General features: G+C 70.4%; 8 protein-coding genes. All 8 read right to left on the minus strand.

Going from position 1 to position 9,090, the window contains the following annotated elements; genetic code table 11:
• Window positions 1–4: 4 nt before the first annotated feature.
• The gene (gene rodA / locus AB0J57_RS20165; protein ID WP_366129571.1) at window positions 5–1,204 is read right to left on the minus strand and encodes a rod shape-determining protein RodA; all 1,200 of its coding nucleotides are present in this window, start codon (window positions 1,202–1,204) and stop codon (window positions 5–7) included.
• Window positions 1,205–1,210: 6 nt separating this feature from the next.
• Complete coding sequence (gene mrdA / locus AB0J57_RS20170; protein WP_366129572.1) at window positions 1,211–3,400, minus strand: penicillin-binding protein 2; 2,190 nt, start codon at window positions 3,398–3,400, stop codon at window positions 1,211–1,213.
• A gap of 19 nt (window positions 3,401–3,419) precedes the next feature.
• Window positions 3,420–4,085 carry a rod shape-determining protein MreD gene (gene mreD, locus AB0J57_RS20175; protein ID WP_366129573.1) on the minus strand — a complete coding sequence of 222 codons (666 nt, stop codon included), beginning with the start codon at window positions 4,083–4,085 and terminating at the stop codon, window positions 3,420–3,422.
• A gap of 2 nt (window positions 4,086–4,087) precedes the next feature.
• Window positions 4,088–5,038, minus strand: coding sequence for a rod shape-determining protein MreC (gene mreC, locus AB0J57_RS20180; RefSeq protein ID WP_366129574.1), 951 nt, complete (start codon window positions 5,036–5,038; stop codon window positions 4,088–4,090).
• Window positions 5,039–5,157: 119 nt separating this feature from the next.
• A complete protein-coding gene (locus AB0J57_RS20185) occupies window positions 5,158–6,177 on the minus strand; it encodes a rod shape-determining protein (RefSeq protein WP_073751217.1) in 1,020 nt (339 codons plus the stop codon).
• 262 nt (window positions 6,178–6,439) lie between these two features.
• The gene (ndk, locus tag AB0J57_RS20190; protein WP_366129575.1) at window positions 6,440–6,853 is read right to left on the minus strand and encodes a nucleoside-diphosphate kinase; all 414 of its coding nucleotides are present in this window, start codon (window positions 6,851–6,853) and stop codon (window positions 6,440–6,442) included.
• 221 nt (window positions 6,854–7,074) lie between these two features.
• Window positions 7,075–7,407, minus strand: a complete 333-nt coding sequence (locus tag AB0J57_RS20195) for a DUF4233 domain-containing protein (protein ID WP_366129576.1) — start codon at window positions 7,405–7,407, stop codon at window positions 7,075–7,077.
• Between the two features lie 9 nt (window positions 7,408–7,416).
• Window positions 7,417–8,928 carry a folylpolyglutamate synthase/dihydrofolate synthase family protein gene (locus AB0J57_RS20200; RefSeq protein ID WP_366129577.1) on the minus strand — a complete coding sequence of 504 codons (1,512 nt, stop codon included), beginning with the start codon at window positions 8,926–8,928 and terminating at the stop codon, window positions 7,417–7,419.
• Window positions 8,929–9,090: the final 162 nt, after the last annotated feature.

The following is a 9,090-nucleotide window of genomic DNA, read 5'->3' on the forward strand; positions in this document are numbered from 1 at the left end:
TGGTCTATGCGGTCAGCGGCCGCTGCACCCTGATCGACTGGAGCAGTCCGATCGCCACCCACACCGCGAACATCGACGATCCTCCGTAGGACACGAACGGCAGTGGCAGGCCCGCGACCGGCATGATGCCGAGCGTCATGCCGATGTTCTCGAAGGACTGGAACGCGAACCAGGCGATGATCCCGGCGGCGACGATCGTGCCGTACAGCTCGCTCGTCTCGCGGGCGATCCGGCAGGCGCGCCACAGCACGACGCCGAGGAGCGCGATGATCGTGGCCCCGCCGATGAAGCCGAGCTCCTCACCGGCGACGGTGAAGATGAAGTCGGTCTGCTGTTCGGGGACGAACTGGCCGGTGGTCTGGTGGCCGTTGAACAGCCCCGCCCCGTACAGCCCGCCGGAGCCGATGGCGATGCGCGCCTGGTTGGTGTTGTAGCCGGCGCCCGCCGGGTCGAGTTCGGGGTTGGCGAACGCGGCGAAGCGGTTGATCTGGTACTGGTCGAGCACGCCGAGCGCGGCGACGGCCACCGCGCCGATGACGCCCGCGCCGATGAGGCCGAAGACCCACCGGTTGGAGGCGCCCGAGCCGAGCAGCACGCCCAGCACGATGACGACCATCACCATCACCGAGCCGAGGTCGGGCATCAGCATGACGATGACCATCGGCAGGACGGCGAGGACGAGGGACTTGGCGACCGTGCGGTGGTCGGGGTGGACCTGGTCGCCGGCGTCGACCTTGGCGGCCAGCAGCATCGCCATGCCCAGGATGATCGTGATCTTCACGAACTCGGAGGGCTGGAGCGAGAATCCGCCGCCGATCACGATCCACGCGTGCGCGCCGTTGATGGTCGCGCCGAGCGGGGTGAGGACGAGCAGGACGAGCACCACCGACAGCCCGTACAGCACCGGTACCGCGCCGCGCAGGGTGCGGTGGCCGAGCCAGATGGTGCCGACCATCAGGGCGATGCCGATGCCGGTGTTGAGGACGTGGCGGAACAGGAAGTAGTACGGGTCGCCCTGGTTGAGCTCGGTGCGGTTGCGGGTGGCGGACCACACCAGGAGCGAGCCGATGAAGGACAGCGCGATGGCGGAGAACAGCAGCGGCCAGTCGAGCCTGCGCACCATCGAGTCGCGGGCGGTGAGCTTGCCCCAGGCGCCGCGGTCGGGCGCGTACCGCGAGACGGAGAACTTGTTGGTGCCGGTCATCGTGGGTCAGTCCCTCCAGACGGGGGGCGGGCCCGCGAGCGGCCGCTCTCCGTCGCCCTGCTTGGCCGGATCGACCTTCTGGGAGTTGGGGTCGTACGGCTTGACCGGCGGCGCCTCGATGGTGCCGTCGGGCTGGATCCTGGGCAGCTCGGCCTGCGGCTTGGGCAGCAGGGCGCGCTTGAGGTCCTGGTTGCCGGCGTCGTCGAGTCCGTAGATGGCGTCGTAGATGTTGCGCACGGCGGGGCCGGAGGCGCCGGAACCCGTACCGCCCTGGGAGATCGTCATCACGATCGTGAAGTCGTCGGTGTAGGTGGCGAACCACGAGGTGGTCTGCTTGCCGTAGACCTGGGCGGTGCCGGTCTTGGCCCGCATCGGGATCTTGTCCTGCGGCCAGCCGCCGAACCGCCAGGCGGCGGTGCCGCCGGGTTCGACGACGGAGCGCAGGCCCTTGTCGAGGTCGCTGATGGTCTGGGCGTCGACCGGCAGCCTGCCGTGGGGCCGGGGCTTGATCTCCTCGACCTTCTTGCCGTCGGGGCTGATCACGGCCTTGCCGATGGTGGGCTTGTGGAGGGTGCCGCCGTTGCTGATGGCGGCGTAGGCGGTGGCGAGCTGGATGGGGGTGATGAGGACGTCGCCCTGGCCGATGGCGAAGTTGATGCTGTCGAAGGCCTTGAGCTGGTTGCCTTCGAGGCAGCTCTCATAGGCGATCTGCTCGACGTAGCTGCCGCCCTTCTTGCCCTGCTTGCACCACGCGTCCTTGTTGGCCTCCCAGAACGCCTGCTTCCAGTGCCGGTCGGGGATGCGGCCCTTGACCTCGTTGGGCAGGTCGATGCCGGTCTCGGAGCCGAAGCCGAAGTCGTGGGCGGTCCGGTAGAACCAGTCGTTGGCGTTCTTCTTCGGCTTGAGGCCGCCGTCGCGCTGCCACTCCTCGTGACCGAGGCGGTAGAAGACGGTGTTGCAGGAGAACTTGAGGGCGTCGCCGAGGGAGATGGGGCCGTGTCCCCTGGACTCGAAGTTGGCGAAGCTCCGGCCGCCGAGGCTGTAGGAGCTGCTGCAGTTGTAGCGGCCGTCGAAGGGGTTGCCGGCCCGCACCGCCGCGCTCGCCGAGACCACCTTGAAGACGGAACCGGCGGGTGCCTGGCCCTGGATGGCCCGGTTGAGCAGCGGGTAGTTGGAGCTCTTGCCGGTCATCCTGGCGTACTCCTTGGCGGAGATGCCGCCGACCCAGGCGTTGGGGTCGTAGTCGGGCTGGGAGGCCATGGCGACGACGCGGCCGGTCTTGGACTCCATGACGACGACGGCGCCCGCGTCCGCCTTGTACGGGCGGCCGGTGACCTTGTCGGTCTCCTTCCGCACGGCCTTCATCGCCGCGTTGAGCTCGTACTCGGCGACCGCCTGGACGCGCGCGTCGATGGACGTGACGACGTTGGCGCCGGGCCTGCCCGGGTCGCTCTCCGCCTCGCCGAGGACCCGGCCCAGGTTGTCGACCTCGTAGCGGGTGACGCCGGCCTTGCCGCGCAGCGCCTTGTCGTACGTGCGTTCAAGGCCGGAGCGGCCGACCTGGTCGGAGCGGAGGAACGGCGAGTCGGAGTCCTTGGCCTCCTTGATCTCCTCGTCGGTGACGGGCGAGAGGTAGCCGAGGACCTGCGCGGCGCGGGCGCCGCCGGGCGCGGTGTAGCGGCGTACGGCGGTGGGCTCGGCGGTGATGCCGGGGAAGTCCTCGGCGCGCTCGCGGATCTGGAGGGCCTGCTGGGTGGTGGCCTCGTCGGTGACGGGGATCGGCTGGAAGGGTGAGCCGTTCCAGCAGGGCTGGGGGGTCTCGGAGTCGCAGAGGCGGATCTTGTCCATGACGTCCTTGGGCTTCATGCCCAGGACGCCGGCCAGCCGGGTGAGGACGCCCTTGCCGTCGTCCTTCATCTTCAGCAGCTCGGTGCGGGACGCGGAGACCACGAGGCGGGTCTCGTTGTCGGCGAGGGGGACGCCGCGGGCGTCGAGGATGGAGCCGCGGACGGCCGGCTGGACGACCTGCTGGACGTGGTTGTTCCGTGCCTCGTCGGTGTACTCCTTGCCCTGCCGGATCTGGAGGTACCAGAGGCGGCCGCCGAGGGTGAGGAGCAGCGAGAAGACCAGGACCTGGATGACGATGAGGCGGATCTGGACCCTGGGGGTCCGCCCGGTCTCGGGGATGTTGCTCATGACGCGGTTGCCCCCTCGGTCACAGTCGCTTGACGCCCTTGATGCGGCCGGCCCGCGCCGCCCGGTTGCGGGCGGCCTTGATACGCAGGACACCGCGCTGTTCGCCGATCCTCAGGCCGGTGCCGTTCGCCATGAAGCCCGAGGCGACGTCGGTGCCCGCGTTGGTGGTCTCGGCGAGGGGATCGTTCTCGGCGCGTCTGGCGAGGGCCATGATCAGCGGCACGGTGAAGGGCGCGAGCAGCAGGTCGTAGATCACGGCGGTGATCAGCAGCGAGACCAGGCCGACGTGGCGGGCGGCGGTGTCGCCGACGAGGGCGCCGACGCCCGCGTACAGCAGGGTCGAGGAGACGGCGGCGACGACGACCATGACCATGGGACCGGTCGCGGAGCGCAGTTGGCCGTTCTCGGGCTTGGCGAGGCCGACGAGGTAGCCGATGACGCACAGGACCAGGGCGTACCGCCCGGCTGCGTGGTCGGCGGGCGGGGCGAGGTCGGCGAGGAGGCCGGCGCCGAAGCCGATGAGGGCGCCGCTGACGTGCCCGTACACCAGGGCGAGGCCGACGACGACGAGCAGCAGCAGGTCGGGGACGGCGCCGGGGAGCTGGAGGCGGGCCAGGATCGAGACCTGGAGGACGAGGGCGACGACGACGAGGGTCGTGGAGAGCAGGATCCGGTTGAAACGCACGGTCACTCCTCCTCCGGCTGCCCGCTCGGCGCGCCACTGGGCGTCGCGGCCGGGGACGGGGTCACCGTGACCGTGACGGTCGGCTCGGGCGTGGGCTTGGGCGGCAGGACGGTGTCGCGGGGGTCGGTGCGCGGGGCCTGGACGACGACGCCGACGATGTCGAGCTTGCTGAAGCCGACGTAGGGACGTACGTAGATGTTCCGCGTGAGGTTTCCGGTGGAGGGGTCGACCCGGACCACCTCGCCGACCGGGACGCCGGGCACGAACGGCTTGTCGGCCTGCGAGCCGAAGGTGACCAGCCGGTCGCCCGCCTTGACCTTGGCCTTGCCGTTGAGGAGCTGCACGGACAGCGGGCGGTCGCCCTGGCCGGTGGCGAAGCCCAGCTCGTCGGACCTCTCCATGCGGGTGCCGACGGTGAAGTCCGGGTCGTTGGCGAGCAGGACCGTGGCGGTGCCGGGCCCGACGGTGGTGACGCGGCCGACGAGGCCGTCCCCGTTGATGACGGTCATGTCCCGCTTGATGCCGTCGTTGGAGCCGGCGTCGATGGTCACCGTCCAGTTGAAGCCCTGGGCGGCTCCTATGGCGATGACCTCGGCCGCCTTGATGCCGTACTGGCCGGCGCCGGCCTTCTTGAGCAGGTTGTCGAGTTCGCGTACGCGGCTGCGGTTGCGGTCGTCGCTGCCGAGTTTCGCCTTGAGCGCGGCGTTCTCCCGCTCCAGCTCCGCGATGCGGTTGTGGCGTTCACCCGAGTCCCGCACGGCCGCGATGGCGTTGCCGACCGGGTTGACGGCGGACGCGACGCTGTTCTCGACCGGGCCGAAGACAGTGGCGGCTGCCCGTCGGGCGCCGTCGACGGGTGACTCCTCGCCGCCGCGGATGTCCACCGTGATCAGCGCGAACGCGATGGCGACCAGCAGCACCAGGAGCAGCCGGCTCTCTCGTGTGTCCCTCACGTGGGGCGGCCGTGCCTTCCTCGTAGGAATGTTTGTGCCGTTATACCAACCGGGTCAACCGGATCAACGATCAGCCGTACGGGTCTGGCAGCACCCGTACGGCTGACCTGTGGGCCCCGCTATCTGCGCGGCTGGGCGTCCAGCACCTGCTGGAGCGCCTCGAACTCCTCGACGCACTTGCCGGAGCCGAGCGCCACCGAGTCCAGCGGGTCCTCGGCGATGTGGATGGGCATGCCGGTCTCCCGGCGCAGCCGCTCGTCGAGGCCGCGCAGCAGGGCGCCGCCGCCGGTGAGGACGATGCCCCGGTCCATGACGTCGCCGGACAGCTCCGGCGGGCACTTGTCGAGGGTGGTCTTGACGGCGTCGACGATGGCGTTGACCGGCTCCTCGATCGCCTTGCGGACCTCGGCGGCCGAGATGACGACCGTCTTCGGCAGTCCGGAGACCAGGTCCCGGCCGCGGATCTCGGTGTGCTCGTCGGTGTCGAGGTCGTACGCCGAGCCGATGGTGATCTTGATCTGTTCGGCGGTCCGCTCACCGAGGAGGAGGCTGTACTCCTTCTTGATGTGCTGGATGATCGCGTTGTCCAGCTCGTCGCCGGCCACCCGGATGGACTGTGCCGTGACGATTCCGCCGAGCGAGATGACGGCGACCTCGGTGGTGCCGCCACCGATGTCGACGACCATGTTGCCGGTGGCCTCGTGGACCGGGAGGCCGGAGCCGATGGCGGCGGCCATGGGCTCCTCGATGATGTGCACCTGGCGGGCGCCCGCCTGGGTGGACGCTTCGATGACGGCGCGGCGCTCGACGCCGGTGATGCCGGAGGGCACACAGACGACGACGCGCGGGCGGGCCAGGTAGCGGCGCTTGTGGATCTTGAGGATGAAGTACCGGAGCATACGCTCCGTGATCTCGAAGTCGGCGATCACGCCGTCCTTCAGCGGCCGGACCGCCACGATGTTGCCGGGTGTCCGACCGATCATCTTCTTCGCTTCGGCGCCGACCGCCAGGATGCCGCCGGTGTTGGTGTTGATCGCGACGACGGACGGCTCGTTGAGGACGATGCCGCGACCCCTCACGTACACCAGCGTGTTGGCGGTCCCGAGGTCGACAGCCATGTCACGGCCGATGAACGACATTGAGTTCCCCTTGTTTCCCATGAGGATGCGTCGGGCCTTCCCAATTAGAGCGTTGACGGCTTCTCAGGTCGGCGAGGTGGGTGGTGTGGCGAGGAGTTTCACATCGTAGTCCCGCCTGCGCGGACACGGCGCGGTGGCCCGCCTCTGTATAGGTGACGAAGTGTCGGAGCGATGCGTTCCCGCTCGGGCCGTTCATATGCCGAAGGGCGACCGAAATTCCTTCGGTCGCCCCAGGTCCGAGCGCTGTATGGCTGACAGCGGGTCAGGCAATTCCGGGGAAGAAAATCTTGAGTTCCCGAATGGCGGACTCCTCCGAGTCCGAGGCGTGGATCAGGTTCTCCCGGACGATGGTGCCGAAATCGCCACGGATGGACCCGGGCGCCGCGGCGATCGGGTCCGTCGGCCCGGCGAGCTGGCGTACGCCCTCGATGACCCGCTCACCCTCGACGACCAGCGCGACGACCGGCCCGGACGACATGAAGGCGACCAGCGGCTCGTAGAACGGCTTGCCCTTGTGCTCGCCGTAGTGCTGCTCCAGCGTGTCCTGGTCCAGGTGGCGCAGCTCCAGCGCGGTGATGGCCCAGCCGGCCTTGCGCTCGATACGACCGATGATCTCGCCGATCAGGCCACGGCGGACGGCGTCCGGCTTGAGGAGGACGAGGGTGCGCTGGGTCATGTGTTACGGCTCCTTGCAGGCATACGTGTGCGGTGAGCAGAGGCTACAGGGGCCGCACGGTGCCCCGGCACCGGGTACCGGGTCCCGTGGCCGGGACGCCGGGGCCCCCCTTCGGGTGAGCCAGGAGCGGGCGCGCCCGGGGCCTGGGGGCCGGGGCCGGCCCCTACACACCCCCGCCACGGGCCCGGGGGCCGCCCGGGGGCAGAGCCCCCGAAACGGCCCTAGGCCTGGGCCGCCCATTTGGCCTTGGCCTCGTCGACCTTCCGGCCGAAGTGGACCGACGCCCACCACAGCCCCGCGAACACCGCGCCCAGGAAGAACATCACCGGCACGATGAAGCCGCTGAGGATCAGCGCCACCTGGAGCGCCCAGCCGAGCTGTATACCGCCCGGCCGGGTGATCATGCCGCACAGCAGGACGCTCAGGGCCATCAGGACACCGCACACCGTCCAGACCGTGCCCATCGTCAGGCTGTCGTCCTTCATGGCCACCAGCCCGGCGAAGCCGATCACGAAGAACTCGCCGATCAGTGTGGACGCACAGAGCGTACGCATCGAGAAACCTCAGCCCTTCCCCAGCAGCAGCAGCCGGGCCTCGCCGACCGTGATCACCGAACCCGTCACGAGGACGCCCGCGCCCGCGAACTCGGCCTCCTCCTCCGCCAGCGTGATCGCGGCCTCCAGGGCGTCGGGCAGCCGCGGCTCCACCACGACCCGCTCGTCGCCGAAGACCTCGACGGCGATGGCGGCCAGCTCGTCGGCGTCCATCGCGCGGTGGCTGGAGTTCTGCGTGACGACGACCTCCGCGAAGATCGGCTCGAACGCCTCCAGCAGGCCCCTCACGTCCTTGTCGCCGCTCGTGCCGACGACACCCACCAGCCGGGAGAAGCCGAACGCCTCGCTGATGCCCGCGGCCGTGGCCCGCGCGCCCGCCGGGTTGTGCGCCGCGTCCAGCACCACGGTCGGGCTGCGCCGCACGACCTCCAGGCGGCCCGGCGAGACCACCGAGGCGAACGCCTGGCGGACCCGGTCCACGTCCAGCGTCCGCGCCTCCTGGGCGCCCACGCCGAAGAACGCCTCCACGGCCGCCAGCGCCACCGCCGCGTTGTGCGCCTGGTGCGCGCCGTACAGCGGCAGGAAGATCTCCTCGTACTCACCGCCGAGCCCGCGCAGCGTCAGCAGTTGGCCGCCGACCGCGACCTCGCGCGAGACGACGCCGAACTCCATGCCCTCGCGGGCCACCGTCGCGTCCACCTCGACGGCCTTCTTCAGCATCACCTGCGCCGCGTCCACCGGCTGCTGGGCCAGGATGACCGTGGCGCCCTGCTTGATGATCCCGGACTTCTCGCCCGCGATCTCGGCGGGCGTGGAGCCCAGCCGGTCCGTGTGGTCCAGGTCGATGGGGGTGACCACGGCGACATCGCCGTCGATCACGTTCGTCGCGTCCCAGCTACCGCCCATGCCGACCTCGACGACGGCCACGTCGACCGGCGCGTCGGCGAACGCGGCGTACGCCATGCCGGTGAGGACCTCGAAGAAGGACAGCCGGTAGTCCTGGGAGCCGTCGACCATCTCCACGTACGGCTTGATGTCCCGGTACGTCTCGATGAAGCGCTCGTGGCTGATCGGCGCGCCGTCCAGGCTGATCCGCTCGGTGATCGACTGCACGTGCGGCGAGGTGTACCGCCCGGTGCGCAGGTCGAACGCGCCGAGCAGGGCCTCGATCATCCGGGCCGTGGACGTCTTGCCGTTGGTGCCCGTGATGTGGATCGAGGGGTACGCGCGCTGCGGCTCGCCCAGCACGTCCATCAGCGCCGCGATCCGCGTCACCGACGGCTCCAGCTTGGTCTCGCCCCAGCGGGTGGCGAGCTCCTGCTCCACCTCCCGCAGCGCCTTGTCCACCTCCGGGTCGGCGGGCCGCGCGGGCACGACCTCGGAGGCCTGGGGCGGACCGGCCTGCGCACGCAACGTACGGCTGCCGGCCTCGATCACCGCCAGGTCGGGGTCTCGGTCGGTCTCGGCTTCCACGATCTCGTCGAAGTCGTCGCTGTCGCTGGACGGGGGCTGCTCACTCACAGGGCCAGTCTACGGAGCACCACCGACAACACGGATGCGGCGGGGGTGGGGGGGGGGGCCCCCCCCCCCCCCCGCCCCCCGCCCCCCCCCCCGGGGGGGGGGGGGGGGGGGGGGTGGGGGGGGGGGGGGGGGGCCGCCCCGGGGGCGCGGGGGGCGGGGGTG

This window comes from Streptomyces sp. NPDC049837, from assembly GCF_040674455.1.
GTDB lineage: Bacteria > Actinomycetota > Actinomycetes > Streptomycetales > Streptomycetaceae > Streptomyces.